The following is a 23,603-nucleotide window of genomic DNA, read 5'->3' on the forward strand; positions in this document are numbered from 1 at the left end:
GGAACACCGGGGTCATTCATCCCCACCGGTCCGCGAGGTAACTTAGCATAAAACAAACAACCTATGCGTACCATTGTAGCCCCTGTCAATTTTTCCCCTAATTCCAATAATGCAGCGCGCTATGCCGCGGACCTGGCATTGGCGGCCCAGGCAGACCTTCACCTGTATTATGTGCTCCAACTGCCCGTTAGCGTGGCTGAATTTCCGGTCAATGATTATGTATTCAACGAGATGCAGGAAGCCGGTGCCGTATCCCTGAAACAGCTGTGGGAAGAGCTGGTAAAAAGAACGGATGCCAAAGTGAATATCTTCACCCATATGGAAGTGGGTTCCGTGGAATATAAGATAGAGGAATTCTGCCTGGAGAAAAAGCCATTCGTCGTGGTGATGGGCGCCTCCGGCAGCTCGCTGGAAAGAGCGTTGACGGGGAGCAATCTGGCGGCGGCCATCCGGCATCTGCCGTATCCCCTCATCGTCGTCCCGGAGAACGCGACATTCAAAAAGATCAGTAAGATCGTGCTGGCCTGTGATCTCGGTGACATGGCGGCAGGGATTCCCGTCAAACCATCTTTTCTGCGGGAACTGAAGGATATTTTCAATTCCAGCTTTGAAGTGTTGAATATCAATTCGCGGGGACAGCAGGCGAATACCAATAGCATCATGGAGGTGGAAGCATGGAAGGAATGTGTCCGGGGCATCCTGCCGGAGGTCCATTTCGTGGAGACCGACAAGGTCGAGGAAGGGATCAGCAGCTACCTGGAAGAGCACCCGGCCGACATGCTGCTGGTGTTTCCAAAGAAGCATAATTTCTTCGAATTCCATCAAAGCCATGCCAAGAAGATAGCGCGTGCCAGCACCGTGCCCATCATGAGCATTCATGCCTGACAAATGGGACTTTTCATAAAATGGTAAATATTCGTACACTATGCCGGCCCGGGTCAACCCCGGGCCGGTTCTTTTATAGATGCGCCAAATTATATGGATGCGGCAAAGGCAGGTCTGCAAACGCCTGTAGCGTTGCCCCGGGCCCGTTCGCTTCTAAGCAGGTGAAGATCGAATGCCTTGCAAACGTGCCGGAGAAAAGGCCGGCCTGTTTCGGTCAGTTTTACTTCGTTTTCATGTAAGGAGACGAGGCCATCCCGCTCCAGCGCCCGCAGCTGCGGGATCGTCCATTCTTCCAGGAGGCTGGACCAGGCCGGAAGGAGCGTGGTCTGCCCCATACACGCAATATCCAGGATATGCCGGCGAAAGACCTTGTCTTCCTCCTGTAGGAAATATCCTTTCCGTATGGCTGGCACGCCTGCTGATATAGCCCGGTAATAATCAGTAAGCGATTTACTGTTCTGTCCGTAAGCATCCCCGGTATCACTGATGGCCGACAGTCCCAGCCCCAGCAGCAAGCTGCTTTTCTGAACCGTGTATCCCATGAAGTTGCGGTGTAGGTCACCCGCTTTCCAGGCATGATAAAGCTCGTCTGTGGGTAGGGAAAAGTGATCCATGCCGATGTCGGTGTAACCATGGCCCATGAAAATTGCACGCCCTTTGTTGTAAAGGCTCAGCTTCTCCGGCGCCGATGGCAGGAGCTTTTCGTCGATGAGCCGTTGATTACAACTTACCTGCGGCACATGCGCGTAGCTATAGAAGGCCACCCGGTCGGGGCGAAGGGTCAGCGATTGCGCGATCGTCCGGTGTAACCTGTCGGGGCTTTGTCCGGGCAAACCATAGATGAGGTCGAAATTCACGGAAGTGAAGCCTGCTTCACGGGCATCCCCTGTGGCTCTTTGTACGTTCTCAAAAGGCTGGATACGATGGATCAGTCGTTGCACTTCTTCGTTCGTATCCTGCACGCCATAGCTGATCCGCCGGAAGCCAAGCGCATATAGAACATCCAGGTGTTCGCGGCAGGTGTTGTTCGGGTGGCCTTCCAGGCTGAAGCTATGTTGTGCGTGAAGGACAGCTCCTTTCAAAATGCCTTCGATCAGCCGGGACAGGTTGCCGGGTGAGAAGAAGGTCGGCGTCCCTCCGCCGAGGTGGAGTTCCCTGATCACCGGCGGCCCGGCCATCAGCGACCGGTATATTTCCCATTCCGCCAGGACTGCTTGGATGTACGTTTCTTCCACCGAATGGTTGGTGGTGATCCGTTTCGTGCAGCCACAGTAGATACAAAGTGATTCGCAAAAAGGAAGGTGAACATACAGGCTGATCCCGTCGCTGGCATTTCCCGCGATGAATTGCCTGGAAAACCCCTCTTTCCAGGACGTTATATCGATGCCTTCCTTCCAGGACGGCACGGTGGGATAGCTGGTATACCGGGGCACAGGGATATTATACTTGTCGGACAGGGAGTTTTCAGCCTGCATATGGTATTTTTTGTAAAAATAGCAGCAGTTACCCTACAGGAACATGACGGGAGTCAGCCCCGGACCTGACCATGGTTATCGCGCTGTTGACGACGCCGGTGATATTTTCTCTTTTTACCCCGTCGATATCATGTAACATGGCAGCTTTTTTCTGCGGGTCTTTTTCCAGCCTTGCTCCCATTTTAAGCATCAGCCTGTCTTTCCAGGACAGTTCCCGGATGGTCAGCCTTCCGGACAGGAAAAAGATATTTTCCATAGGGATCAGATCTTCCGGAACATTGTCCCTGACGATCTGTTCCTGTTTTTGCCTTTCCGAGGACGAGGTGCCGCATACGACAAAGAGCATTAATTGCTTCGTCTGCAATTTTGCCAGATGACGATGGAGCCAGCCCTTTATCAGCATTTTCCCTATATAGACGGGTGTGCCCAGCACCAGATAGTCGAATCCCTCCAATGCCGCGGGATAAAGCTCATCGACGTCCATCACCGGTATTTGCAGCTGTTGCCCGATCCATTCCGCGTATTGCCGGGTGGAGCCATACCGGCTGCTGAATATCACCGCTCCTTTCTTGTTCAACGACATAATGAATATTTTGTACGAATCTAGCCGACGCATTGCCGGGACACTATGACCTGTGTCAGGCTGATGGCTGACTTTGATCTCCTGCTGCATACTCCTCCACTAACAGCATATACCCCGGCTTTTCTCATATCCCCGGATGATGAGGATCATTTATTTTCTGAAGGATAATGTCAACCTTTATAAAAATGTAAAAAGACTCATTATGAAAAAGAATATGGGCGATGTAGACAGGGCGCTCCGGATCGTCGCCGCCGGCTTGGCCGTTATCTTATATTCATTGGGCATCATCACTGGAACGATCGGCGCTGTCCTGCTGGTACTGGCAGGTATTTTCCTGATCACCAGCTTTGTCGGCTTTTGTCCCCTGTATAAGGTTTTTGGCATCAACACCTGCAAACTGAAAAAAGCATGATATTTTAATATGGGACACTTACAACTGCATGTCGCTATCAGGCACCACTATCAAAAATGCGGAGAATTGGGCAAGGCCCTGGCCAGTGGTCCTGCTGAAGAGCCTGTTCACAGCTTCCGCCTGGAAGTGAAGAAGCTTCGGGCCTTGCTTCGTCTGGCTGCTTCGGTCAGCCATTCATCCGTTAAGGCAAAGCTGCCCCGGGAGCTGAAGACATTTTATGCGATGACGGGCGTTATCCGCAACCTGCAGCTGCAGCGAAAGGCCCTGGAAAATGTTGCCGTGCAGGCGCATCTTGGCCTGCCGGCATCGTGCATTGCTTTATTGGACGATCGTATCAATACGGCCGCTGACATGATGCTCCTCTTCCTGAAGAATCCCCGTCCTTTTGGAAAGAAAAGCAAGCAGTGGAGCGCACCTTCTCCTGCTGCTGCCACCGATGAGGCGGGAAAGAAATTCCTGCAGCAAAAAGCGAAAACTTTCCTGTCACCCGCGGCAGCAGATCTTCAGGACGAACAGCGCATCCATGCTATACGCAAAGAGCTGAAAGATATACTTTATGTCTGGCCTTATTTGTCGGAAAAAATTTTTAGACAGGCTCAATCCAACGGGCTGCCATCACAGGAGGAGCTATCTTCCCGGGGCCGCTTGCTGGGTGATTTCCACGATATATGCATTATACTGACCCTTTTGAAAGATAGAAGCTTCCTCCTTTCCGCGTGCCCTCAATCCGCGAAATTCCTGGAGGTGGCCAGTGGTATCTGGCTCCATGACAAGCAGATCCTGCTGGAAAAGATCGAACAGGTTTTTGCAAACCCTCCGGAACCGGCTAACCTTCTGGAACCGGCCAACCTTCCTGGGCCGGTAAATCTCCCCGAACCTGTAACCTCTTCAGCTCCCATCAATCAAAACTTCGCGTCATATGAATTACATGTCGACTGAACAGACGCAGACGGACATAATTCCTGCTGTCATGCAGGCAATGGTACTTGAAAAGGCAGGCGGCAGACTGGCAGCTTCAACGCTTGCCGTCCCCAAGCCCGGCCCGACACAAGTCCTGGTAAAGGTAATGGCCTGCGGCATCTGCCGCACCGACCTGCACGTGATTGATGGCGAGCTGCCTCATCCCAAGCTTCCGCTGGTCCCGGGACATGAGATCGTTGGAACCGTGGTGCGCACGGGCAGGAACATCACTACGCTGAAGGCCGGCGACATGGTGGGCATACCCTGGCTGGGATATACATGCGGCGCCTGCCGGTATTGCCTCCGGCAACAGGAGAACCTTTGCGAAAATGCGCTTTTCACAGGTTATACGATTGACGGCGGATATGCCGAATACACCGTCGCCTATGAACAATATTGTTTTCAGATGGGAAGCCAGTATGCCTGCCCCGCCGGCGCGCCGCTGCTTTGCGCCGGCCTCATAGGCTACCGCTCCTACACAATGATCGGCCCACACGTAACGCGACTGGGTATTTATGGCTTTGGCGCTGCCGCCCATATTATCATACAGGTAGCCAGACACCAGCACATTGAAGTGTATGCCTTCACCCGGGACGGAGACCGCAGGGCACAGGAATTTGCACTGGCCCAGGGCGCAGTTTGGGCAGGAGGTGCTTCCGATGTTCCGCCTGCTTTGCTGGATGCCGCGATCATTTTCGCGCCGGCCGGCGAGTTGATCCCCCTGGCCCTGCGATCCATCGATAAAGGAGGCGTCGTCGTCTGCGGCGGCATCCATATGAGTAATATTCCCTCTTTCCCTTACCGCCTTCTTTGGGAGGAAAGGATCATCCGGTCCGTTGCGAATCTCTCCCGGAAAGATGGCCATGACTTTCTCGACCTCGCCCCCCGGATACCCATCCGGACCGAAATACAACATTTTCCCCTTCTCCAGGCCAATGAGGCCCTGGAGGCATTCAGGAAAGGGGACGTCAGCGGGGCCGCCGTGCTCGTGATGTAATTTGGTTTTTTCAGAGGAATTTTAGTAAGCATTAGTAGCAAGCGGGGCCGGATATCTATCCGGCCCCTTTCATATTGCTGTCCCGACGGTTGCCAGACCTGTCGGCACTGTCAGGCGGATGCAATCTTAAAAATTACAGGCTGCCGCTTGTACGACTTGACCTTGCGTCCGTTCTGTATGGCGGGGATCCACGTTCCGCTCTTGCGGATGACCCGGATGGCCTCCGCCCGAAGACCGCCTTCTTCCGGACCGCTGACTGCCTGTACGTCACTTACGTTCCCGTCTTTATCCACGATGAACTGTACCATCACTACTCCCTGGATCTCATTGGCCAGCGCATCGTCCGGATAGTGAAAATTCTTATTGAGGTATCGCAACCATGCCGCCGGTCCGCCGGGATATTCAGACTCGATCTCCACCTTGGTAAAGGTCTTGTCATAATCTTCGACAACCTTTGCCTTGGGCGCTTCCACCACGCCCTTTCCTGCATCCGAGACAGGGGGGGCAGTGATCCCCTCATCCTTGATCCCTTCCTGGTTGATCGTCCCGATGCGGGTGTCTTCCAGCTTTTCCTGGACAGGAGGTTTGTCCTCCTCTTTTACTTCATTGTCCTTTACGATCTTTGGAGGCGTAAATCGCGTGATCTCAATTTTTTGGAGGGGGACTTTCGGCGGCGGAGGCGGCGGTGGCAGGGGTTCGCTCTTCTTCTCTTCTACGACCTGCTCCAGCTGCACGTCCTTTACCATCATGACCTCTTTTTTCGTCCCGCCGTTGTTCTGAACGACGAAGAAGATGACGAAAAGGAGGCCCGTGACGCCCATCATTGCGCTAAGCGACGCCAACAGGCGTTTGTTATAATTCTTTCTCAGGTCATAGGCGCCATATTCCTTGTTCCTGCCATCAAATACGATGTCCAGGATACTGCTGTGTAGTACTTTATTGGCTTCCATGATAATTATATTTCTTGATGAATAATATCTCGTGATATCAAAGCTAATGACAAGACGGTGCCGTTATTATGACCGCTGACCCCGCACGTAATGATCTCAATCAATACAATGACTGAGTTCCATCATCGCCCGGCATGGGCCAGACGTTTAACTTGGCAGGTATGCCATTCACATTCAAACATCCATATACGCCCGCCCCCGGGTATTCCAGGCGGGTGGCCTATTTCTGCATGGAATATGCCATTCATCAGCCCTTGAAGATCTACGCCGGCGGACTGGGTTTCCTCGCAGGGTCTTACCTGCGCAGCGCCTTCGAACTAAAGCAAAACCTGGTAGGCATCGGGATCTTATGGAAATACGGTTATTATGACCAGGTGCGTAAGAGCGATCAGACCATGGACATCCTTTTTGAGGAAAAGGTGTACGGTTTCCTGCAGCCGACGGATATCAAATTTGCCATCAGGATCTTCCAGCACGACGTTTGGGTCACCGCCTGGTACCTTCCACCTGAAGTTTTCAATACTGCCCCCCTTTTCCTGCTGAGCACCAACCTGCCGGAGAATGACTATCTCGCAAATACCATTTCACACAAGCTATACGATTTCAATCCCGAGACAAGGATCGCGGCTGCTATCTTGCTGGGAGTAGGAGGGGCCAGGCTGCTGGAAGAGCTGCAATGGCAGCCCGAGGTCTACCACCTCAATGAATCCCATGGCCTGCCGCTGGCATTCTATTTATACAGCAAGCACAAGAACCTGGAAAAGGTGAAACAGCAGCTGGTATTCACCAATCATACCCCTGAAGAGGGAGGTAATCCAAAGAGCGATGTACGACTGCTGGAGAAAGCCAGTTTCTTCAGCGATATTCCCGTCACAGAGGTGAGGTCCATAACCCATATCGAAAATGGCGTCCTGGATCTTACAATGGCCGCTTTGCATATGTCGGGAGTGGCCAATGGCGTCTCCCGGCTTCATCAGCAGACCTTGCACAGGATGTGGAAGCAACATCCGGACATCTGTCCGATCCTGTCGATCACCAACGCGCAGAACTACACGTACTGGTCTGATAAGGAAATGTATAAGGCCTTGTCTGCCAATAATGATGAAGCATTGCAGAAAAGGAAGCTCGCTTGCAAGGAGCAGCTGTTTGAATTGGTGGCGGATCAGAATGGGGAGATCTTCAAAAAGGACGTGCTTACCCTCGTTTTTGCTAAGAGATATACGGGGTATAAAAGGGCCGACCTCCTGCTGCGTGACATGGACAGGTTCGACAGGCTGGTGAACAACAGGGAAAGACCGGTGCAGATCATCTGGGCGGGCAAACCCTATCCCATGGATTATACAGCGATCGGCGTATTTGATAAGATCGTCAACGCCTGTAAATCGTATGCCAACTGTTCGGTGATGGTGGGGTATGAGCTGAAGCTGTCTAAAATGTTGAAGCAGGGTGCTGATGTATGGTTAAACCTCCCGCGCATGGGGCATGAAGCCAGCGGGACCAGCGGCATGACGGCCGCCATGAATGGCGCCATCAACCTCTCCCTGCCGGATGGATGGTTCCCCGAATTTGCCAGGGACAAGCGCAATTGTTTTGTCATTCCGCCTTCGGATCCCTCGCTGCCGGAACATCAGCAGGACGATGCAGATGCGATCAGCCTGTACAACCTCCTGGAAAAAGAGGTCATCCCCATGTATTATGACTACCCGGCCAGCTGGCGGGAGATCATAAAGAATGGCATGCGGGATATCGTGCCAACTTTTGACAGCGGTCGGATGGCGGCCGAATATTATAAGAAATTATACAATAGGGAAGACATACGTGAATAAAGGCCCCGGGTGGTTAGGTGTTATTATTTAATTTCCAGTTCATTATTTTATAGTCTAATGCAACGGCATTATCTTTATGCTGGCAGAAAAGCGGGCTATGCCCGCATAATCCTTCCCCCTTAATTATTTGCCAGGAATGATCTTATCCGATCTTCGACTAAAGAACGACCCTGATCTTCCATTGTCGCTGTATGCCTGCGTTAAAAACAACATATACGCTATTGTCCGGGATCATCCTCTGCGCCGTCGTAGGGCTGGTGGTGATGGCGGCAAGCTACAACAGGGCCTTTACGGACACTTCCTCCGCCGTGCACCATACGCTGGTGGTTCTGGATGAAACCCAGCAGGCGCTTTCCGCCGTATTGGAGGTGGACGAGGGAAAGCCTCCGGACGAAATAGGCAAATATGTCCGGATATTGCAGCAATCCACGGTAGATAACAAGGTGCAGCAAGCACGCATAGATACACTGACAAGACTTATTGCCGCATTTTCCCATCGGCCTGCCCCCGAACGATCGGATAAGTCCGTAAGGAGTGCGTATACCAATTCGTTGCGGGCCATTTTCCTGGGCATGCAGCGGGAGGAGAACAGGCTCCTGGCCGTACGTGAACAGGCCAACGCAAAAAGCAGGGACATGCTGAAGTCCGCCATATTTGTCCTGCTGATAGTCATTTTTACCCTCCTCTGCGTCTCCCTTTTACTGATCCTCTATAATTTTCGCCGTCGGCAGCTGGCGGAAAAAGGCCTGCTTGAATCCGAGCAGCGGTTCAGCCTGCTGGTGCAGCACGTAAAGGACTATGCCATCTTTATGATCGACCCCGCCGGAAAGGTAATGACCTGGAACAGGGGTGCGGAACAAATAAAAGGATACAAGGCTTCGGAGGTTATTGGCCAGCCCATTTCCCTGTTTTATACGGACGAAGAGATCGACAGGCAGGAGCCGCAGGAAAATCTTAAAAAAGCTGCCGAACTGGGCAGCTTTGAAAGCGTTGGCCTGCGCAGGCGGAAAGACGGTTCTGTTTTTTATGCGGACGTGGTATTCACCTGCATGCGCAACGAAAAGGGCGAGATCACCGGGTATATAAAGATCACGAAGGATATCACCGAACAAATGAAAGCGGAGGAAGAAATGAAGCAGGCGCTGAGGAGGGAAAAAGACCTGAACGAGATGAAGTCCAGGTTCGTTACCCTGGCCTCCCATGAATTCAAGACGCCCCTGAGCGTCATTCTTTCCTCCACCTCGCTCATCGAAAAATACAGCGCGCCGGAAATGGAGGACAAACGCATGCGCCATGTTCATCGCATCAAGTCCAATGTGAAGAACCTGCGGCAGATCCTCAGCGATTTTTTGTCCCTGGAAAAGCTGGAGGAAGGAGTAATAAAGAACAATCCCACCCCCACGGACCTTCACCAACTGGCGGAAGAGGCCATCCTGGACATGGAGGAGTCCTGCAAACCCGGGCAAACCATCGCCCTGGAAGTCAACGGCGACCCCAGGATGGTCAACGTCGATGATCATTTGCTGCGAAACATTCTCAATAACCTCATTTCCAATGCTGTTAAATACTCCCCGGAATCAGCGCCCATCCGGTGTATCCTGCAATTCCAGCCCGAGACGGTGAACTTTATGGTCGTCGACACCGGCATCGGTATACCCGCTGAAGAACAGGAGCATCTCTTTGAACGATTTTTCCGGGCAGCCAACACTTCCGGTATTTCCGGGACAGGGCTGGGTCTTAGCATTGTCAGGAGATACCTGGACCTGATGGATGGGCGTATCGAGGTCAGCAGCGAGCCTGGTAAAGGCTCGATATTCACTATCATGCTGCCCGCGGTGGCCGAACCAGGGTATGCACTTACAAGCCAGAGGGACAGCCATCAGCGCCACTAGCATCTTTTTCCACATGAGCTTTATCAGTTCCCCGTCTAATCGGCGTCATATAAAGACACCGGGAAGGTTAATAATTTCGGTGTACTTAAAGCAACAACCATGTTGGGAAAATTAACCATGCCGGAAATAGAGCGGTTTCTTAGCAAAGAGGTCATAGGCCGCATTGGATGCAGCGATGGGCAAATGGTATATGTCGTGCCGATCAGCTATGCTTATGATGGAACGTATATTTATTGCCACACGCATGAGGGGTTGAAGGTGGATATTATGCGAAAAAACCCAAACGTCTGCTTTGAAGTGGACCAGCTGCATAATATGGCCAACTGGCAAAGCGTGGTGGCCCATGGCATTTTTGAGGAGTTGAAGGATGAGGCCCTTCGTACCGACGCGCTGCAGCGACTGCACGGACGGATCCTGCCCCTGGTCAGCAGCGAGACAACCCACTTATCCCGGGATTGGCCGTTTGATTCATCGGAGCTATACAAGATCACCGGGGTCACCTTCCGCATAAGGCTGGAAGAGAAGACGGGGCGCTTTGAAAGATCCCCCGTTATACCACAGGCTTTTTTCAGCATTTGAACATCACCCGCACAAAATCAATTGTTATGATTACTATCCTTCTGCGCAAGTGCGCCCTTCTCCTGCTGCTGCTGTCGGCAGGCTCCATCAATGGCTTCTCCATGATCGTAGAATCGGGGAATACCATCGTCATCGACCATTCGACGACCCAGGATATTTACCTGGCCGCAGGCACGGTGATCATCAACGCCCCTGTCCACGGCCAGCTGGTAGTTGCCGGCGGTAAGATCTACATCAACGACAGCGTCTACGATGACATCCTGCTGGCAGGAGGCACCGTAGTGATCAACGGTTATGTCGGCGGTAAGATCCGCTGTCTCGGCGGCACGCTGAAGATCGACCGGGATATACAGGGAGACCTGGTGGTAGCCGGGGGAGATATCAGTATCGAAAAAAATGCCGTAGTGTCGGGTAATATCCTGGCCAGCGGCGGCAACATGACCTTATATGGCAAGGTGGATGGGAATATCAAAGCTGCTGTCGGCAAGCTCTTATTGTATGGTACGGTAGGCACTGACCTGGACTGCCGGGGAGGATCTATTGAATTGTATGGAAAGGTGATGGGCCAGACGGTCCTGGCTGCTTCCAATAGTTTGCTCATCGGCAGCAGCGCAGCTTTCAACGGGCCTGTGAGGTATTGGGCGCCGTCAACGGCGGACTTTGGAACAACAGTGAAAAATGGGCAGGTTGTCAGGGACGAAAGCCTCGCCATCAAAGGTAATCACTGGTATTTCCTGGGCGCCGCCGGACTGCTCACCGTGCTTTGGTATCTTGCCACGGCATTGCTGGTCATTATCCTGCTCCAGTATTTTTTTACGAAGATATTTCATCGGGCGGGGGAAAAAATATACGACAGTTCGCTGCGATCCTTAGGCGCCGGATTCCTCTTTTTCTGTGGCGTACCCGTGTTGATCTTCTTCTCCTTCATCAGCCTGATAGCTATTCCCATTGGATTGATCCTGCTGTTCGGCTATATTTTTTCGCTGCTCATTTGCGGTAGCTTTACCGCAGTTGTAGCCGCGAATTGGTTCAGCACGGTGATGGGCAGCAACGCCAGGTTCTGGGAAGAGGTGTGGATCGCCTTTGGATTTTTTATCCTGCTCAGGCTGATCTTTTCCATTCCTTTCTTCGGCTGGATGCTTTTCCCTTTGCTGGTATGCATCGCCTTTGGAGCCGTCCTGAGAGGCATAAATTGGAAAAGGACCGCGGCAGGCAATAAAGTCGCTGAAGGCCAGACCGCCATCTTGCAGAAAGCATGAGCTAAGGATCGCGTGACCAAACTCATTACTCCCTGTGACCATTGTCCTTTCCGGGAGCGGAAGCACGATCTACCTTTAGTATTATTCACTTAAAACCTTTTACTTATGCGAACAGATGCAGAAATACAGAAAGACATTTTGAATCAACTGAAATGGGAGGCATTCCTCAACGCAGCAGAGATCGGCGTAGCGGTGAAGGACGGCGTAGTAACTCTTTCCGGCCAGGTAGATAGCTATTATAAAAAGATCGGGGCCGAATTGGCCGTCAGGAAGATCGCCGGCGTCAAGGCGGTAGCCGAAGAGATCCAGGTCGGCGTTTCTCCCGTCTACCTCAGGTCCGATGCGGAGATCGCCAAGGCTGTCACCGATGCGCTGAAATGGCATACGGCTGTCGAGGAAGACAAGATCAAGATCCTCGTGGAAAAAGGGGTCGTTACCCTTTCCGGCGAGGTCGACTGGAATTACCAGCGCCAGGCTGTCGTCGATGCTATCCGGAATATGGCCGGCATCACCCGGGTGAATAACTACGTCACTGTCAAGCCGGGTGTGACTTCCGCCGACATACAGCAGAAGATCTCGGACGCACTGGAGCGCCATGCCACCATCGATTCAGAAAAGATCCGGGTCGAATTGGTGGGCCATAAAGTGATCCTCCGGGGTACCGTGCGCTCACTGGCTGAAAAAGATGACGCAGAACTTGCCGCCTGGTCCGCTCCCGGCATCACTTCCGTGGAGAACAGGCTGACCATTGCGGTCAGGGAGTATTCTTTTTAGGCTCTTATTTATGCGCATAACAAGACCATCCGGAAGGAGGTCTTGTTATGCCCCTTCGGGGAATTTTCTAAAAACACACTTATGCTTACTCCTTACAAACAAAATTTTGTCATACCCTGCGGGAATAAACAACTTTCCTGCGAGCTGACCCTGCCGGAAAATGCCCATGCCATCATCATTTTTTCCCAGGCAGGCGGCATCAGCAGGAACAGCCCGCGCAGCAGGATGATGGCCGAATATTTACAGCAGCATAGCATCGGCACCCTGCTGCCCGATCTGCTGACGCCGGAAGAAGAACAGTCTTCAGGCAGGCAATATGACGTTGAACTGATGACCAGACGGCTGATCGCCGTAACACAGTGGGTCCTGGACAGGGACCTGTTGGATCATTACCGGCTGGGCTATTATGGCACCAGCACCGGCGCCGCTGCCGCCTTGCAGGCCGCTGCCCTGTTACCCGAAGACATTGGCGCGATCGTTTGCCGGGGCGGCCGGCCCGACCTTGCGAAAGGGGCACTTTCCAGGGTGCAGGCGCCTACGTTACTGATCGTTGGCAGCCTGGATCGGTATGTGGAGCAGATGAACAGGGAGGCATTGGATGAACTGTCCTGTGACAAGCAGCTGGAAGTGATCCAGGGCGCCACTTATTTATTCGAAGGCGAGAAGATAAAGGAGGTGGCCGCTTCCACCACCTCGTGGTTCGCAAGGCATTTACATTCTTTACAATTTGCACATCCTTAGATCATGGGTAAAGACAAAAAGAAGAAAGAGCCGGCCGAATTGCCGTTGCCGCCAAAGGAACCCCAGGTATCGCCGGATAAGGAACGGCCTTCTCCACAGAACCCGGACGAACTGCCGCCGGTGCAACCCGACGCGCCCCCGGAACCCCCACCCTCCGAGATCCCTTCATTAATGTATGATCCTTCCATCCATCATCTCGATGATCCTGTCTGACCGCGCCGCAAAATCTTTGTCATGGGTGACAGCCAGAATGGTGTTACCCTCCTGGGCCAGCTGCCGGAATATATTGAAGATGATCTGCGTATTGTTGGAATCCAGGTTGCCGGTGGGCTCGTCCGCCATGATGATGCCCGGGTTATTGATCAATGCCCGCGCAATGGCGACGCGCTGCTGCTGACCGCCTGATAGCTTCCCCGAAGGCTTCAGCGCAACATCCCGGATCCCCATTTCCTCCAGCCTTTGCATCGCATTGTGTTCGATCTGCTGCCGTGAAAGCTTACCCAGCTTCATCGCCGGGATCATAATGTTCTGCAGGACCGTGAATTCCGGCAGCAAATAATGGAATTGGAAAACGAACCCGATATGCTCGTTGCGAAAACCCGACAAATCATGCTCATTCAGACCTGTAACCTTGCTGCCATTGATCGACAGGTTGCCGGTGTAATCCGTATCCAAAGTGGAAAGGAGATAGAGCAGGGATGATTTTCCACAGCCTGACTTGCCGACGATGGTGATGAACTCACCTTTCTGTACCGAGAGCGAGATGTCTTTCAATACCTGGAAAGGTTCCGGCAGGCGAAAGAATTTATTGAGCTGCGTGGCTTCCAATATTGGTTCATTCATGATATCTCTTTTAGCTGCGGAGGATGGCCACCGGGTCCACGCGCGCCGCCTTCCGGGCAGGCAGCACGCCTGCTACGAAAGTCGTCAGCATCCCAAAGCCCGCTCCAAAAAAATAATATTTGATGTCGAATACCACCGGAAAGAATTTCATGAAGGTGAATTCCGTCTGGGGAAAAGGCACCCGGGACAACCCGTACGACAGCAGGAAACCCAATAACAACCCTGCTAACGCGCCCAGGATGCCGATCACCAGAGACTGGGATAAAAAGATCATTAGGATGTCCTTGCCGTCAAAACCTTGCGCCTTCAGTATCGCAATGTCCTTCATCTTGCTGGAGATCACCATATTCATGATGTTGTAAATACCAAAACCCGCCACCGTCAGTAAGGTGAGGCTTACCACCCAGGTAAGGGTGTCCCTGATCAGGTTACCCGCCTTGATGGAAGGATTGGAGCTTTCCCAATCTTCGGACTTATACCCATATTTTTTTCTGCAGACTACCGCCAGGTCCCTTGCCATGTTGATGTCTTTTAGCTTGACCCGGATGTCCGTAATATAGTCATGGTCTTTTGCCAGCAATTGCTGGACGCCGGAAAGACTTACATAAGCCTTGATGTTGTCCACGGTGCTGAGGCCGAATGAAAAGGTTCCCACTACCCTGAAGCGCATAGAGTTGCCGGCAGGAGTAGCCAGCGTAACCTGGTCGCCCCGGACGACATTCAGCTTGTCGGCAAGGCCTTGACCCAGAAGGATACCCTTGTCAGCCGTCAGCAGGTTTTCAGCGCGCCCCGTCATCATTCTTTCCCGCAGACTGAATAAGCGAGCTTCTTCAAGGATATTGACGCCATCGAGGACCCCGTTCAGTTGCACGGGCCCGTAGTTGAAAAATACCTGGGTGGACAAAAGAGGCGAGACGACCTCCACGTCGGATCGCGTTTTCAGGTCGGAAATGATTAGGCTGGCGTTCTTCAGGTTCAGCCTCACTTTTTCCGGCCGGGGATGATGCACGACCACCACTTTGTCGGGATCATTGCGAAGCCATATGCTGGTAACCGACGATGTATAGTCGGTCCTGATGTCATTATAAATGTGAACATCGGGGATCGCGGAAAGCATGGTATCCTGGATATAGTTATTGACTCCCTTCATGAAGCTGATCATGAAGATGAACATGGCGATGCCGAATATGACGCCCAGCATGGCGATGAAGCTTTGTCGCTTGCGGGCCAGCAGCTGCGTGCCGGAGATGAGGAGGTTGACAGGTAGAGTCATCTGCTGCCGGTTTCTTTCTTTAATAATACAGGAGTCCTGGCATCTATCCCGGCCAGGATCTCTACATAATCCAGGGTAAGGATGCCTGTTTTTACAGCGATCTTCTTCTCTTTCCCGTTGACGAGGACCCAGACACTGTCCTCGCCTGCCAGTGCTTCACGCTGTAATACGTTCGCATGTGGTTTGACGGCAATAATGATGTTGGCTTCCACCGAGCAATGGATGAAGGCAGGAGGCAGCTGTTGCACAAAAACGGCGTCCACGCGGAAGGTTTGATCCGATTCATTCATGATAGGATAAATATGCGTGACCGTTGCCTCGTATACCGTGTCACCGGACAGGTCTGTTTTCAACACCACCCGCTGGCCCTTCCTGACCTTGCCGATGTCTTCCTGGTCTACGGAAAGTCGGATGATGCGTCGGCCGCTGTCCCCGATCAACGCCACGACTTCGTTGGCACGCACGCCCTCTCCGGCCTCCCTGAAAGTCTGGTAAACAATGCCGGCCCGGTCGCTGCAGATGAAATGATCATCCAGCTCTTTTTTGGCGGCTTGCAGCTGGCTCTTTGCATTGCTGCTGCTGACTTGCATGTCATGCAGGGCGGAGGTATATTTTTCGGCGGCGCTTTTTTGCTGGTTGACCGAGAGCTGGTAGGCCGTATAGCTGTTGTCCAGGTTGTTCCGGGTGCCGATGCCTTGTTCCCAAAGGTTTTTCCACCGGTGGTAGGTAAGGGAGTCGTTCCTTAATTTGATCTCGGCGCTTTGAAGGGCCAGCTGCAGATCATGCAGCAATGGCGATCGGTCGGAAAGGTTCAGCTCGGTGTTCCGGTAGCCTGCCAGGGCGGCCTGGTATTTCGCCACCACCGGCTCATTCTGGACGACATACAGTACCTGCCCCTTGCCGACCCTGTCGCCGTCCTTCACCAGCTTCTTCAGGATAGTGCCGTTGTTGAATGCGAAAAGGTTGTATTCATTGTCCGAAACGATCTTGCCGGAAGCATAGACGGTCTCTACGATGTCTTTTTGCAGAATATGGACCTGCTGTACTTTTTTACAGGAAAAGGTAATGGAGCCGAATACCATCAGCATGTAAATCCGGGCCTTCATAATGCATGTGTTATAATGCCAAAAGTACCGGAAATCGATAATGGCGCTTATGACACAGGTTGCCCGGAAAAATGATTAAAGTCAGTCCACATGCCACTTCCAATCCCTTACTTCCGGCATATCTTCCCCATGCTGGTAGATGTACTGCCGGTGTGCGATCAGCTTGTCCTGCATTTCCTGCTTCACATAGACTCCCTTTGCTTCCGTTTGCGGCAGCCGGTCGATGACATCCATCACCAGGTGGAATCGGTCCAGGTCATTCAGCACCGTCATGTCGAATGGCGTGGTGATGGTGCCTTCCTCCTTGTAGCCGCGGACATGGATATTAGGGTGATTGGTGCGCCTGTATGCCAGCCGGTGGATCAGCCACGGATAACCGTGAAAAGCAAAGATCACCGGCTTGTCCTTTGTGAACAGCATGTCAAAGTCACGGTTGGAAAGCCCATGGGGATGTTCGGTGCCCGGTTGAAGCTTCATCAGGTCGACGATGTTGATCACCCTGATGGCCAGCTCAGGGAGTTTCTTCCTTAGGATCGACACGGCAGCCAACGTTTCCAGGGTAGGAACGTCCCCGGCACAGGCCATGACTACATCGGGCCCGCGATCCCTGTCGTTGCTGGCCCAATCCCAGATGCCGATGCCTTTCGTACAGTGCGTGACCGCCTGCTCCATCGTAAGCCATTGGGGGGCAGGGTGCTTGCCTGCCACGATCACATTTACATAATGGCGGCTGCGGAGGCAGTGATCCATCACCGACAACAGGCAGTTGGCGTCGGGCGGCAGATACACCCTCACAATTTCCGCTTTCTTATTGATGACATGGTCGATGAATCCCGGGTCCTGGTGGGTAAACCCATTGTGGTCCTGCCGCCATACATGAGAGGCCAGCAGGTAGTTGAGGGAAGCGATCTGCCGGCGCCAGGGAAGCTCCGATGTCACTTTCAGCCACTTGGCATGCTGGTTGAACATGGAATCCACGATATGGATGAACGCTTCATAACTATTGAAAAGGCCATGCCTGCCCGTCAGCAGGTAACCTTCCAGCCAGCCTTCGCATTGATGTTCGCTCAGCACTTCCATCACACGGCCATCGGTGCCCTGGTATTGATCGTTCTCCAATCGCTGCGCCTCCCATTGTCGTGTGGTGGCCTGGAATACGGCATCAAGCCGGTTGGACAACGTTTCATCGGGTCCGAAGATGCGGAAATTTCGCTGGTGCTGATTGAGCTTGATGATATCCCTGAGAAAGGCGCCCACGGTCATGGTATCGGAAGCTTCGACGGCGCCCGGCGCTTTTAAAACCACCCCATATTCCCTGAAGTCCGGCATGAGAAGGCTTTTTAAAAGCAGTCCACCATTGGCATGCGGGTTGGCGCCCATTCTTCTTTGGCCTTCCGGTGCCAGCAGGGCTAATTCTTCTCTCAGCCGTCCGCCCGCATCGAAGAGCTCCTCCGGTCGGTAGCTTTTCATCCATGCTTCCAGTTGCTGCAGGTGCCGGGGATTGCTGTGCGGGTCCGATAAAGGCACCTGGTGTGAACGGAAAGTTCCTTCCACGGGCAGCCCATCCACCTCCTTCGGGCCCGTCCAGCCTTTAGGTGTCTTTAAGATGATCATGGGCCATATGGGCCTGGCAGCCTCGCCGTCATTAAGTGCCCTGGAGCGAATGTCCTTTATATCCTGCATGACCTTATCCAGCACGACGGCCATTGCCTGGTGCATCTCCTCGGGATCATGGCCCTCCAGGAAATACGGTTTCCATCCATATCCTGAAAAAAGCTGTTCCAGTTCGTCCTGGCTGATCCTGGCCAGCAAAGTGGGATTGGCGATCTTATAGCCGTTTAGATGCAGGATGGGTAAGACCGTACCATCTGTCACCGGGTTAAGGAACTTGTTGGAATGCCAGGCCGTAGCCAGGGGGCCGGTCTCCGCCTCTCCATCTCCCACGATACAGGCCACGATCAGGTCCGGGTTGTCAAAGGCGGCGCCGAAAGCATGGCTGAGTGAATAGCCCAGCTCTCCGCCTTCATGGATAGATCCCGGGCATTCGGGAGAAACATGGCTGGGGATACCCCCCGGGAACGAGAACTGCCTGAATAGCTTGCACAGCCCCAGCTCGTCCTGGCTGATATGCGGGTAGACCTCGCTGTACGTTCCTTCGAGATACGTATTGGCGACCAGGGCCGGACCGCCGTGCCCGGGCCCGGAGATATAGATCATGTCCAGGTCATATTGCCGGATGATACGATTGAGATGCGCATAGATGAAATTCTGGCCCGGCGTGGTGCCCCAATGGCCCAGCAGTCTGTGCTTCACATGCTCCGCTCGCAACGGCTCATGTAAGAGCGGGTTGTCACGCAGGTAGATCTGCCCTACGGACAGATAGTTGGCCGCACGCCAATAAGCATCGATCTTCCGCAGCAATTCCGTAGAAACCTGGTTGTCCGGAACTTTTGTCTTATATATTTCCATAAAATGAGGTGTTTTTAGCGATCATTTTTTCTTCATCCGTGGGAATGACATACACCGTGGTCCGGCTTTGCCCGGAGGATATGATAAGGTCATTCTTTTTATTTTTCCCCTCGTCCAGGCCCAGGCCCAGATATTCCAATCCCTGGCAGATCCTGCTGCGGATGACAGCCAGGTTCTCTCCGATGCCGCCAGTGAATACCAGGGTATCGATCCCTCCCAGGACAGCGGAATAGGCGCCGATCTGTTTTTTCACCTGGTAGCAGAATAGCTCCACGGCCTCGGCAGCCCGCACATCTTCGTTCTCCTGCTGCAGCAGGTCCCGCATGTCGCCACTGGTCCCCGATACGCCTAAAAGGCCGCACTGATGATTGATCAGCGCGTTGAATTGAGCAGGATCCAGGTGATCCTTTTGTATCATATACCAGGCCACGCCCGGGTCCAGGTCGCCGGGGCGCGATCCCATCATAATGCCGCCTGCAGGTGTGAACCCCATGCTCGTATCCATGCATCTGCCTTTATATATTGCCGCCAGGCTGGCGCCACTGCCCAGGTGTGCAATGATCAAACGTCCTTCGGCTGCTTCTTTTCCCGCGAGATGCCCCAGCTCCCCGAGGATATAGGAATACGAAAGGCCGTGAAAACCATAGCGGCGTATGCCGGCTTCATCATATCGCCTGGGAATGGGCAGCAACCGGGCAATGCGGGGAATATCTGCGTGAAAAGCGGTGTCGAAGCAGGCCACCTGCGGCAATTGGGGATATTTTTCCCGGAACAGTTCCATCAGGATGATCTCCCCAGGCAAATGATCCGGATCATAGGTACTGATTCCCCGTAATGCTTTCAACAGCTGCTCCGTGACCAATGCTGGACGGACATGCTCCAGGCCATGCACCACCCGGTGGCCAATGGCTTTTATCCCGGCAAAAGCCTTTTTTTGTTCAAGCCAGTTTACCAGAAAACGGGCAGCTTCCTGAAGATCAGCCGCTTCTATCCGGCTTTGGACGGGCGGCCCGGCTTCCGTCTCTGCATAGCTCAACAATGGATCTGCAAGACCGATGCGCTCGATCTTCCCATGCAGAAGGCGCTGTAATGCATCGCCGGTCCCATACACGGAGAATTTAATACTGGAAGATCCGCCATTGATCGTCAAAATACCGGCCGGAGATGTCTGCATGTTTTTGTCTTTCGCCTTCTACCTGATCACAAAAAGAATGCCCCAGGCCGTTAATGATGTAATATTATCATTAAAGTCATCAATGGTGGACGCTAACGTCATTCGTGATACAGATTTTCCCTGTCTCCCGGATCGCCTTAAAACCACCCTCGATATTGATGAGATCGTGGAATCCTCTTGCTCTCAGGATCGAGCAGAAGATCATGGAGCGGTAGCCGCCGGCGCAATAGACATAATAGGTCCTGTCAGGATGCAGCCGGTGCATATTGTCATTGATATATTCCAGGGGTATATTGTCGGCATGGATGGCATGCTCCGCCAGGAATTCAAAGCTTCTCCTGACATCCAGCAGATGGATAGGCGCGATACTCATGATCACAGCCAGTTCCTTCGCGCTTATGCTATTGATCCTGTCCAGCCGTTTTCCCGCATCTTTCCATGCCTTGGCCCCTCCTTTGAGGTAGCCGATGCAATGATCCAGTCCTACTCTCGCCAGGCGTGTGATGGATTCCTCCTCGCTGCCCTCGTCAGTTACGAGCAGGATAGGCTGGTTGAGGTCGGGGATCAGGGTTGCGGACCAGGGAGCGAGATCTCCTCCCAGGCCGATATTGATGGAGTGGGGAATAAACCCTTCCGAAAAGACGGCAGCAGCCCTGGTGTCGAGAATGAGCGCTTCCGTTTCTCTGAATGCCGCTTCGAATGCGGCAGGATCCAGGCCTTGCTGTCCCCTGGACAGCACCTTTTCGAATGGCTCATACCCTTGCTTGTTCATCAGGACATTGCCAGGAAAATAGGCGGGAGGGGGCGTAAGCCCGCTGGTGACCTGCTGAATAAAATCTTCTTTCGACAGGTCGGCCTTCAAAGCATAATTATGCCTTTTCTGTCCGCGCAGCGTATCCGTTCTTTCTATGCCAAGGTTCTTGCCACAGGCGCTTCCTGCGCCATGACCCGGATAGATCACGATGTCATCTCTTAATGGCATTATCTTATTCCTCAACGAGTCGTATAAATAGCCGGCCAGCTTTTCGGGTGTCAGCTCCGCATCGATCTTTTGGGCCAGGTCAGGCCTCCCAACATCATTGATGAACAGGGTGTCGCCGGTGAATAAAGCCCGCTCATGGCCCTTCTCATCTTTCAGCAGGTAGCAGGTGCTTTCCATCGTGTGGCCCGGCGTATGCAGGATGCGGATGCTGCAATGCCCCAGGCTCAGCTCTTGTCCGTCACGGACAGCCATAAATGAAAAACTGGCCTGCGCATTAGGCCCATAGACAATGGCAGCCCCTGTCTTTCGGCTGAGATCAAGATGGCCGCTGACAAAGTCCGCATGAAAATGCGTTTCCAGAATGTATTTGATGGTTGCTCCCGATCTGGCCGCCCTTTGCAGATAAGGCGCTGTTTCTCTCAGTGGATCGATGACGGCAGCTTCGCCGTTGCTTTCAATGTAGTACGCCCCCTGGGCCAGGCATCCTGTATAGATCTGTTCGATTAACATGGCTGCAGTAATTTACTGCAAGCTAAAAAGAGGAGGCCAATAGAAGCATGACATGGGTCAGCAGGTCGCTTGATGAATGTCACCGCCGTCCTCAGACACCGGGGGTAAACTGTGCCAGTTCATAGATGCCCAGCTGCTTTTCAATTGCCATGACCTTGTCCACCATGACCTCGAAACCATCCTTGCCAAAACGCTTGTGCTCGTTGTTCTCGAACTCTTCCCCCAGAGAATCGTATTCGTGGCGGGTCACCAGCCTGCGGAAGGCCGGAAAGAGTACCGTATCTTCCCTGGCTTCATGGGGCCGGTACATGGTATTGAACCTGGTAAGGAGCAGGATCAGCTGCTGACGTTGATCATCGGTAGGCGCTTTCACTTTTCCAAGCTCCATCAGCTGCTGGGTGATCGCGCGTCCGGCGTTGTGCTGTTGCAGGAGCACATTTACCAGGTCGGTGAGCACGCCGGCTTTTCGGAACCTGGGAAAAAGGTAATCCTCTTCCTGCTTTTCATGATAGTCCTCGACGAATGTCTTGATGATTCCTGCGGCCCCGGACAGGGCGTCCAGCGGAGGAGTCTGTTTAGCTGCCAGTTGTTCCCGGCAATGATCATAGATCAGCAGGATCCTGTTGAGCAGTCCATGTTCCTGCATGAGATCTTCGGGAGGGGATACTTCTTTGTCTTCCTCCTTTTCTTTGCAGCCATGGAGCAGCAGGATGCCCGAGGCGCTTCCGAGAAGGCCGGCCTTCAGGCTTTGCCCGAGAAACCGGCGCCGGCTGTTGTCTGTATGCATAACGGATCAATTTGTGCAAAAAACATACCGCGGACTAATGCTGCACCTTCCAGACCGCTGTGCTGCCCGGCTTTCTTTCGTCCGTGGCTTTTACCAGCAGGGTATCGCCCGCCTGGAGCCGGCCGAAGATCTCTACCCCTTTGTCGGTGCTGATCCCCTGGCTGACATCCACCCATTCGATCATATTGTTCTTCACCCGGATGATAAATTTCTTTTCCTGGGTGGTGCTGACGGCTGAGGGAGGCACGAGGAGCGATAGCCCATCCCGTTGCAGGCCAAGCTGTGCATAAGCGAAGGCGCCCGCCTGAAGTTCCTGGTGGGCATTGTCGACCGTGTACTCCCACAGTTCTGTGCGCGTGTTGGGATCGATGGTTCCCGTCCTGCGGGCCGGAACAGCCGTGAAGCTCCGGATAGGATAGGCGTCCACACGGAAACGTATAGCCGGGATCTTGCTCACTGCCGCCGTGTAGGTCTCTGGAACGGCTATGCGCAGACGGAGGGTACGGTCATCCTGTATGGTCAGCAATGGCTGCGTAGTCCCCACCAATGCCCCTTCGTCAGCTTTGCGGGCGGTGATGACGCCGGAAAAGGGAGCGTTGATGTTGAGATAGCCCGAGATATCCCTGCTGGCCTGCGTCTGTTTGCGGGCGGCTTCATAGGCGCTGCTGTCGGTGAGCATCTGGTCCAATGCGCGCTCCAGGTCCACCGGCGCGACGATGCCGGGTGAGGAGGTCCGGGAGGCCCGGTAGAGCCGGAGGTAGTTATCCCGGCTCCCGGCCCATTTCGCTTTGACGGATTGCAGCGTCGCCTGGGATTCTTCCAGCCGGGAGTTTACTTCCGGCGCTTCTATCACCGCAAGGCTTTGTCCTTTCACTACACGGCTGCCGATGTCCACTTTCATCGCACGGACAAAACCCTGCACCCTGGCATAGAGGTCCGTTCGTTGGTAGGGCTCCAGCTCGGCGGGCAGCTCCACCGTCTTCCTGAGAGAGTCGGGCTTTAAAATAAATACCAGGACAGTATCTCCGGGTGTGGTGACGCCGGCCTGTCCGGTGGGTTGCTGCTCGCTGTTCCCGCAGGCAATAAGAAAGCACAAAGGCAATCCTTTAATGAATGGTCGCATATA

Annotated in this window: 22 protein-coding genes; 11 read left to right on the forward strand and 11 right to left on the reverse strand. The window is 53.3% G+C overall.

Going from position 1 to position 23,603, the window contains the following annotated elements:
- Positions 1–63: 63 nt before the first annotated feature.
- Positions 64–885, forward strand: a complete 822-nt coding sequence (locus Q4E93_RS02835) for a universal stress protein (RefSeq protein ID WP_303582574.1) — start codon at positions 64–66, stop codon at positions 883–885.
- Positions 886–974: 89 nt separating this feature from the next.
- Here the strand turns inward: Q4E93_RS02835 and hemN are convergent, their stop codons facing one another.
- Together hemN and Q4E93_RS02845 are read right to left on the reverse strand one after the other, a co-directional pair.
- The gene (gene hemN / locus Q4E93_RS02840; RefSeq protein WP_303582575.1) at positions 975–2,360 is read right to left on the reverse strand and encodes an oxygen-independent coproporphyrinogen III oxidase; all 1,386 of its coding nucleotides are present in this window, start codon (positions 2,358–2,360) and stop codon (positions 975–977) included.
- A gap of 28 nt (positions 2,361–2,388) precedes the next feature.
- The gene (locus tag Q4E93_RS02845; protein WP_303582576.1) at positions 2,389–2,943 is read right to left on the reverse strand and encodes a flavodoxin domain-containing protein; all 555 of its coding nucleotides are present in this window, start codon (positions 2,941–2,943) and stop codon (positions 2,389–2,391) included.
- Between the two features lie 202 nt (positions 2,944–3,145).
- Here Q4E93_RS02845 and Q4E93_RS02850 point away from each other — a divergent pair, with 202 nt between their 5' ends.
- From Q4E93_RS02850 to Q4E93_RS02860, 3 genes are read left to right on the forward strand one after another with little or no spacing between them, the layout of a single operon-like run.
- The gene (locus tag Q4E93_RS02850) at positions 3,146–3,355 is read left to right on the forward strand and encodes a YgaP family membrane protein (protein ID WP_303582577.1); all 210 of its coding nucleotides are present in this window, start codon (positions 3,146–3,148) and stop codon (positions 3,353–3,355) included.
- 9 nt (positions 3,356–3,364) lie between these two features.
- The gene (locus tag Q4E93_RS02855) at positions 3,365–4,294 is read left to right on the forward strand and encodes a CHAD domain-containing protein (protein ID WP_303582578.1); all 930 of its coding nucleotides are present in this window, start codon (positions 3,365–3,367) and stop codon (positions 4,292–4,294) included.
- A complete protein-coding gene (locus tag Q4E93_RS02860) occupies positions 4,275–5,312 on the forward strand; it encodes a zinc-dependent alcohol dehydrogenase family protein (RefSeq protein WP_303582579.1) in 1,038 nt (345 codons plus the stop codon). The genes Q4E93_RS02855 and Q4E93_RS02860 overlap by 20 nt, the downstream gene beginning before the upstream one ends.
- A 110-nt stretch (positions 5,313–5,422) precedes the next feature.
- Here the strand turns inward: Q4E93_RS02860 and Q4E93_RS02865 are convergent, their stop codons facing one another.
- Positions 5,423–6,262, reverse strand: a complete 840-nt coding sequence (locus tag Q4E93_RS02865) for an energy transducer TonB (RefSeq protein WP_303582580.1) — start codon at positions 6,260–6,262, stop codon at positions 5,423–5,425.
- Between the two features lie 161 nt (positions 6,263–6,423).
- Between Q4E93_RS02865 and glgP the strand changes: the two genes are divergently transcribed.
- From glgP to Q4E93_RS02900, 7 genes are all read left to right on the forward strand, one after another.
- On the forward strand, positions 6,424–8,088 hold the full coding sequence (gene glgP, locus Q4E93_RS02870) for an alpha-glucan family phosphorylase (RefSeq protein ID WP_303582581.1): 1,665 nt from the start codon (positions 6,424–6,426) through the stop codon (positions 8,086–8,088).
- Between the two features lie 191 nt (positions 8,089–8,279).
- Complete coding sequence (locus tag Q4E93_RS02875; RefSeq protein WP_303582582.1) at positions 8,280–9,980, forward strand: ATP-binding protein; 1,701 nt, start codon at positions 8,280–8,282, stop codon at positions 9,978–9,980.
- A 99-nt stretch (positions 9,981–10,079) separates the two neighbouring features.
- Positions 10,080–10,559: a pyridoxamine 5'-phosphate oxidase family protein gene (locus tag Q4E93_RS02880; RefSeq protein ID WP_303582583.1), complete on the forward strand. Its 480-nt coding sequence runs from the start codon at positions 10,080–10,082 to the stop codon at positions 10,557–10,559.
- A gap of 26 nt (positions 10,560–10,585) precedes the next feature.
- Positions 10,586–11,818 (forward strand): bactofilin family protein, encoded by a 1,233-nt coding sequence (locus Q4E93_RS02885; RefSeq protein WP_303582584.1) that lies wholly within the window; start codon positions 10,586–10,588, stop codon positions 11,816–11,818.
- Between the two features lie 105 nt (positions 11,819–11,923).
- Positions 11,924–12,592 (forward strand): BON domain-containing protein, encoded by a 669-nt coding sequence (locus Q4E93_RS02890; RefSeq protein WP_303582585.1) that lies wholly within the window; start codon positions 11,924–11,926, stop codon positions 12,590–12,592.
- Positions 12,593–12,673: 81 nt separating this feature from the next.
- Complete coding sequence (locus tag Q4E93_RS02895; RefSeq protein ID WP_303582586.1) at positions 12,674–13,333, forward strand: dienelactone hydrolase family protein; 660 nt, start codon at positions 12,674–12,676, stop codon at positions 13,331–13,333.
- Between the two features lie 3 nt (positions 13,334–13,336).
- Entirely contained in the window at positions 13,337–13,546 is a 210-nt protein-coding gene (locus Q4E93_RS02900; RefSeq protein WP_303582587.1) for a hypothetical protein, read from the forward strand.
- Here Q4E93_RS02900 and Q4E93_RS02905 read toward each other — a convergent pair.
- From Q4E93_RS02905 to Q4E93_RS02940, 8 genes are all read right to left on the reverse strand, one after another.
- On the reverse strand, positions 13,502–14,176 hold the full coding sequence (locus Q4E93_RS02905; RefSeq protein ID WP_303582588.1) for an ABC transporter ATP-binding protein: 675 nt from the start codon (positions 14,174–14,176) through the stop codon (positions 13,502–13,504). The two genes, Q4E93_RS02900 and Q4E93_RS02905, sit on opposite strands and share 45 nt — an antisense overlap.
- Positions 14,177–14,186: 10 nt before the next feature.
- Positions 14,187–15,449 carry an ABC transporter permease gene (locus Q4E93_RS02910; RefSeq protein ID WP_303582589.1) on the reverse strand — a complete coding sequence of 421 codons (1,263 nt, stop codon included), beginning with the start codon at positions 15,447–15,449 and terminating at the stop codon, positions 14,187–14,189.
- The gene (locus tag Q4E93_RS02915; protein ID WP_303582590.1) at positions 15,446–16,555 is read right to left on the reverse strand and encodes an efflux RND transporter periplasmic adaptor subunit; all 1,110 of its coding nucleotides are present in this window, start codon (positions 16,553–16,555) and stop codon (positions 15,446–15,448) included. The genes Q4E93_RS02910 and Q4E93_RS02915 overlap by 4 nt, the downstream gene beginning before the upstream one ends.
- Positions 16,556–16,636: 81 nt before the next feature.
- Entirely contained in the window at positions 16,637–19,024 is a 2,388-nt protein-coding gene (locus tag Q4E93_RS02920; protein ID WP_303582591.1) for a phosphoketolase family protein, read from the reverse strand.
- Positions 19,011–20,198 (reverse strand): acetate/propionate family kinase, encoded by a 1,188-nt coding sequence (locus Q4E93_RS02925; RefSeq protein WP_303582592.1) that lies wholly within the window; start codon positions 20,196–20,198, stop codon positions 19,011–19,013. The genes Q4E93_RS02920 and Q4E93_RS02925 overlap by 14 nt, the downstream gene beginning before the upstream one ends.
- Positions 20,199–20,277: 79 nt before the next feature.
- The gene (locus tag Q4E93_RS02930) at positions 20,278–21,690 is read right to left on the reverse strand and encodes an MBL fold metallo-hydrolase (protein ID WP_303582593.1); all 1,413 of its coding nucleotides are present in this window, start codon (positions 21,688–21,690) and stop codon (positions 20,278–20,280) included.
- A gap of 91 nt (positions 21,691–21,781) precedes the next feature.
- Entirely contained in the window at positions 21,782–22,477 is a 696-nt protein-coding gene (locus Q4E93_RS02935; RefSeq protein WP_303582594.1) for a hemerythrin domain-containing protein, read from the reverse strand.
- 34 nt (positions 22,478–22,511) lie between these two features.
- Positions 22,512–23,600, reverse strand: coding sequence for an efflux RND transporter periplasmic adaptor subunit (locus Q4E93_RS02940; protein ID WP_303582595.1), 1,089 nt, complete (start codon positions 23,598–23,600; stop codon positions 22,512–22,514).
- Positions 23,601–23,603: the final 3 nt, after the last annotated feature.

Origin of the sequence: Flavitalea plasmicola, from assembly GCF_030546645.1 — a bacterium.
Lineage (GTDB): Bacteria > Bacteroidota > Bacteroidia > Chitinophagales > Chitinophagaceae > Puia.

What these genes read in the sequence shown, in the direction of transcription:
- Q4E93_RS02885 (WP_303582584.1), top strand. Translation starts at nt 10,586, where the DNA reads ATGATTACTATCCTTCTGCGCAAGTGCGCCCTTCTCCTGCTGCTGCTG.
- Q4E93_RS02915 (WP_303582590.1), bottom strand. Translation starts at nt 16,555, where the DNA reads ATGAAGGCCCGGATTTACATGCTGATGGTATTCGGCTCCATTACCTTT.
- Q4E93_RS02880 (WP_303582583.1), top strand. Translation starts at nt 10,080, where the DNA reads ATGTTGGGAAAATTAACCATGCCGGAAATAGAGCGGTTTCTTAGCAAA.
- Q4E93_RS02925 (WP_303582592.1), bottom strand. Translation starts at nt 20,198, where the DNA reads ATGCAGACATCTCCGGCCGGTATTTTGACGATCAATGGCGGATCTTCC.
- glgP (WP_303582581.1), top strand. Translation starts at nt 6,424, where the DNA reads ATGCCATTCACATTCAAACATCCATATACGCCCGCCCCCGGGTATTCC.
- Q4E93_RS02910 (WP_303582589.1), bottom strand. Translation starts at nt 15,449, where the DNA reads ATGACTCTACCTGTCAACCTCCTCATCTCCGGCACGCAGCTGCTGGCC.
- Q4E93_RS02920 (WP_303582591.1), bottom strand. Translation starts at nt 19,024, where the DNA reads ATGGAAATATATAAGACAAAAGTTCCGGACAACCAGGTTTCTACGGAA.
- Q4E93_RS02865 (WP_303582580.1), bottom strand. Translation starts at nt 6,262, where the DNA reads ATGGAAGCCAATAAAGTACTACACAGCAGTATCCTGGACATCGTATTT.
- Q4E93_RS02930 (WP_303582593.1), bottom strand. Translation starts at nt 21,690, where the DNA reads ATGTTAATCGAACAGATCTATACAGGATGCCTGGCCCAGGGGGCGTAC.
- Q4E93_RS02940 (WP_303582595.1), bottom strand. Translation starts at nt 23,600, where the DNA reads ATGCGACCATTCATTAAAGGATTGCCTTTGTGCTTTCTTATTGCCTGC.
- Q4E93_RS02855 (WP_303582578.1), top strand. Translation starts at nt 3,365, where the DNA reads ATGGGACACTTACAACTGCATGTCGCTATCAGGCACCACTATCAAAAA.
- Q4E93_RS02935 (WP_303582594.1), bottom strand. Translation starts at nt 22,477, where the DNA reads ATGCATACAGACAACAGCCGGCGCCGGTTTCTCGGGCAAAGCCTGAAG.
- Q4E93_RS02895 (WP_303582586.1), top strand. Translation starts at nt 12,674, where the DNA reads ATGCTTACTCCTTACAAACAAAATTTTGTCATACCCTGCGGGAATAAA.
- Q4E93_RS02860 (WP_303582579.1), top strand. Translation starts at nt 4,275, where the DNA reads ATGAATTACATGTCGACTGAACAGACGCAGACGGACATAATTCCTGCT.
- Q4E93_RS02900 (WP_303582587.1), top strand. Translation starts at nt 13,337, where the DNA reads ATGGGTAAAGACAAAAAGAAGAAAGAGCCGGCCGAATTGCCGTTGCCG.
- hemN (WP_303582575.1), bottom strand. Translation starts at nt 2,360, where the DNA reads ATGCAGGCTGAAAACTCCCTGTCCGACAAGTATAATATCCCTGTGCCC.
- Q4E93_RS02845 (WP_303582576.1), bottom strand. Translation starts at nt 2,943, where the DNA reads ATGTCGTTGAACAAGAAAGGAGCGGTGATATTCAGCAGCCGGTATGGC.
- Q4E93_RS02875 (WP_303582582.1), top strand. Translation starts at nt 8,280, where the DNA reads ATGCCTGCGTTAAAAACAACATATACGCTATTGTCCGGGATCATCCTC.
- Q4E93_RS02905 (WP_303582588.1), bottom strand. Translation starts at nt 14,176, where the DNA reads ATGAATGAACCAATATTGGAAGCCACGCAGCTCAATAAATTCTTTCGC.
- Q4E93_RS02850 (WP_303582577.1), top strand. Translation starts at nt 3,146, where the DNA reads ATGAAAAAGAATATGGGCGATGTAGACAGGGCGCTCCGGATCGTCGCC.
- Q4E93_RS02890 (WP_303582585.1), top strand. Translation starts at nt 11,924, where the DNA reads ATGCGAACAGATGCAGAAATACAGAAAGACATTTTGAATCAACTGAAA.
- Q4E93_RS02835 (WP_303582574.1), top strand. Translation starts at nt 64, where the DNA reads ATGCGTACCATTGTAGCCCCTGTCAATTTTTCCCCTAATTCCAATAAT.